Source organism: uncultured Negativibacillus sp., assembly GCF_944388365.1.
Lineage (GTDB): Bacteria > Bacillota > Clostridia > Oscillospirales > Ruminococcaceae > Negativibacillus.
This window is the reverse complement of sequence record NZ_CALXIN010000163.1, coordinates 1-2,710: the sequence shown is the minus strand read 5'-3', so window position 1 is coordinate 2,710 and position 2,710 is coordinate 1. Positions and strand designations below refer to the sequence as shown.

General features: G+C 56.2%; 1 protein-coding gene. It reads left to right on the top strand.

Translation table 11 applies throughout. The features are described from left to right. The first annotated feature begins 541 nt into the window (after positions 1-541). Complete coding sequence (gene recG / locus Q0L39_RS11550; RefSeq protein WP_296629332.1) at positions 542-2,584, top strand: ATP-dependent DNA helicase RecG; 2,043 nt, start codon at positions 542-544, stop codon at positions 2,582-2,584. The last annotated feature ends 126 nt before the right edge of the window (positions 2,585-2,710 follow it).

The following is a 2,710-nucleotide window of genomic DNA, read 5'->3' as shown; positions in this document are numbered from 1 at the left end:
CGCAGCCCGCACCCGCGATTACTTTCCTTTCACGAGGAAAGTAATCAAAGGCGTGCCAAAGAGGAAGTATCCTCTTTGGATTCTCCTCCAAGGGGATTCTCCCCTCGGGAACTTCGCAAAGCGAAGTTCTCTCCCCCTGTCTACTCCGCCAGCGGGAGGATGTCAAGTACTTTGCCTACTGCTTAGGAGAGTAAGCAGTTACGTCGTTGCTGTTTCTAGCGAGGGATCGTGGGGTTTCAAAAGGGGCTTGCCCCTTTAGTGAAGCTTTTCAAGCTTCCGAAATCCAACCAGGAGGTTTTTGGCGCGCCTTTCGTCCATTTCCTCGCGATAGGAAATGGACCCCGGGGTGCAGGGGCGGGGAGCCACCCTGCAAATAGAGTTTCCGCAGGGACTACCCTACAAAAACAAAAAGCTCCGAAGAAGGAAAGTCCCTGCCACAAAGTAAAAGGAAGGAGCATCGCTCCTTCCTTTTACTTTTGCTGCAAAATCATGTATAATAAATAAAATTACGCCTTTTTGCAAATCAAAGGAGGTCGTCCTTTTGGCTCTCAATCTGGACACCAATATCCAATATCTCACTGGTGTCGGCCCCAAGCGCGCCGCCCTCTATCAGAAAATCGACATCCATACCATCCGCGACCTGCTCTATTATTTCCCGCGCTCCTATATCGATCTCACTCAGCCGTCCTTTATCGCCGATGCACCTCCGTGGGAGGTCTGCGCAGTGCGCGCACGGGTAGTGGCAAAGTCCTCTCCGCAGTATGTCCGCAAGGGACTGACCATCTCCAAGGTCAAGGTCGCCGACGACAGCGGCTCGATGATGATTACCTTCTTTAACGCAAAGTACACCGTCGATGCGCTCCAGTACGACAAGGAATATCTGTTCTATGGCAAGATGGGCGCTTCTCCCGCCAAAAAGGAGATGCACGCGCCTGCTATCTATCCTGCCGATCTGCCCTCGGCATTTCTGGCGGTCTATCCACTGACACAGGGACTTTCCTCCAAGATGATCTCCCAGAATATCGAGCAGTCGCTGGGTCTGCTCGACGAAAATCTGCCTGACCCTCTGCCGGCCTTCCTACGACGAAAGTACCAGCTGTGCCACCTGCACTTTGCGCTTAAAAATATCCATCTGCCCGCCGACCGCGAGAGCGCCGAAATCGCCCGCCGCCGGCTCGTCTTTGAGGAGCTGTTGATGCTGTCGCTTTCGCTGCATTCGGTGCGCGCCGACAGCTATTCCCAGACCGCCTTTCTGTGTAAAAACACCGACATCACTCCGTTTTTGCAGCAGATTCCTTTTTCGCTCACCGGCGCCCAGCAGCGCGCCATCGACGAGGTCTGCGCCGACCTGCAAAAGCCCACGCCGATGAACCGGCTGGTACAGGGAGACGTCGGCTCCGGTAAGACGATGGTCGCTGCCGCCGCCAGCTTTGTGGTGTTCCAAAACGGCTATATGTCGGCACTGATGGCTCCGACCGAAATTCTGGCACAGCAGCACTATCAGGGTTTGAGCAAGCTGCTCACGCCGCTGGGTATGCGCCTTGCCTTGCTGTGCGGCTCGATGACCGCAAAGGAAAAAAGGGATGTCAAGGAGCGCATCGTGCTGGGAATGGTCGACCTTGTCATCGGCACCCATGCGCTCATCTCAGAGGACGTCGACCTGCCAAACCTCGCGCTGGTGGTCACCGACGAACAGCACCGCTTCGGTGTGGCGCAGCGAACCCGCCTGAGCGAAAAATCCGACCATCCGCACACACTGGTCATGTCCGCCACACCGATTCCTCGCACGCTGGCCCTGATGATCTATGGCGACCTGGACGTCTCCTCAATCGACCAGCTGCCGCCAGGCCGTCAGCCGGTCAAGACCTACGTTATCAGCTCCAAAATTAAACAGCGCGTCTACAACTTTTTAAAGGAGCACCTCGACCGCGGCTTGCAGGGATATATCGTCTGTCCGCTGGTGGAGGCGGGTGACAACACTCCTGCCAACCTGCAAAACGCCGAGGAATATGCCGACCAGCTGGCGCGCGGTCCTTTTGCAGACTATCGGGTAGGCGTGCTGCACGGCAAAATGCGCCCCAAGGATAAGGAGCGCATCATGGACGCTTTTGCCTCAGGGGAGATTCAGCTGCTGGTTTCCACCACAGTGGTGGAGGTCGGCGTGGACGTACCCAACGCGGTCATCATGATGGTGGAAAATGCCGAGCGGTTTGGCCTAAGCCAGCTGCATCAGCTGCGCGGAAGGGTCGGACGCGGACAGGAGCAGTCCTACTGTATCCTCATTTCGGACAACCAGAATCCTGACACCAAGGAGCGTTTGGAGGTATTGCACCGCACCAACGACGGTTTCAAGGTGGCGGAATACGATCTCAAGGCGCGCGGACCTGGCGACTTTCTGGGCAAGCGTCAGCACGGATTGCCGCAGCTGAAGATTGCCGACCTCAGCTCCAACATGGATATATTGCTGCAGGTGCAGCAGGCGACGGAGGAGCTGGGGCGCTGCCAGCTGAGCGACGGCGAGCGCGAGCTGCTCGATCAGGAGATTGCCCGCATCCTTTCCCGTGTAGGGGATCAGCTCAACTAAAAAAAGAGGTTTTCCAAAGGGGACTAGGTCCTTTGGAAAACCTCTTTTTTTAGTTGTCGGAATCTTCCTGCAACGGCGTAATCACTTGCTGCCGATACAGCGGGGTTTCAAAAGGGGCTTGCCCCT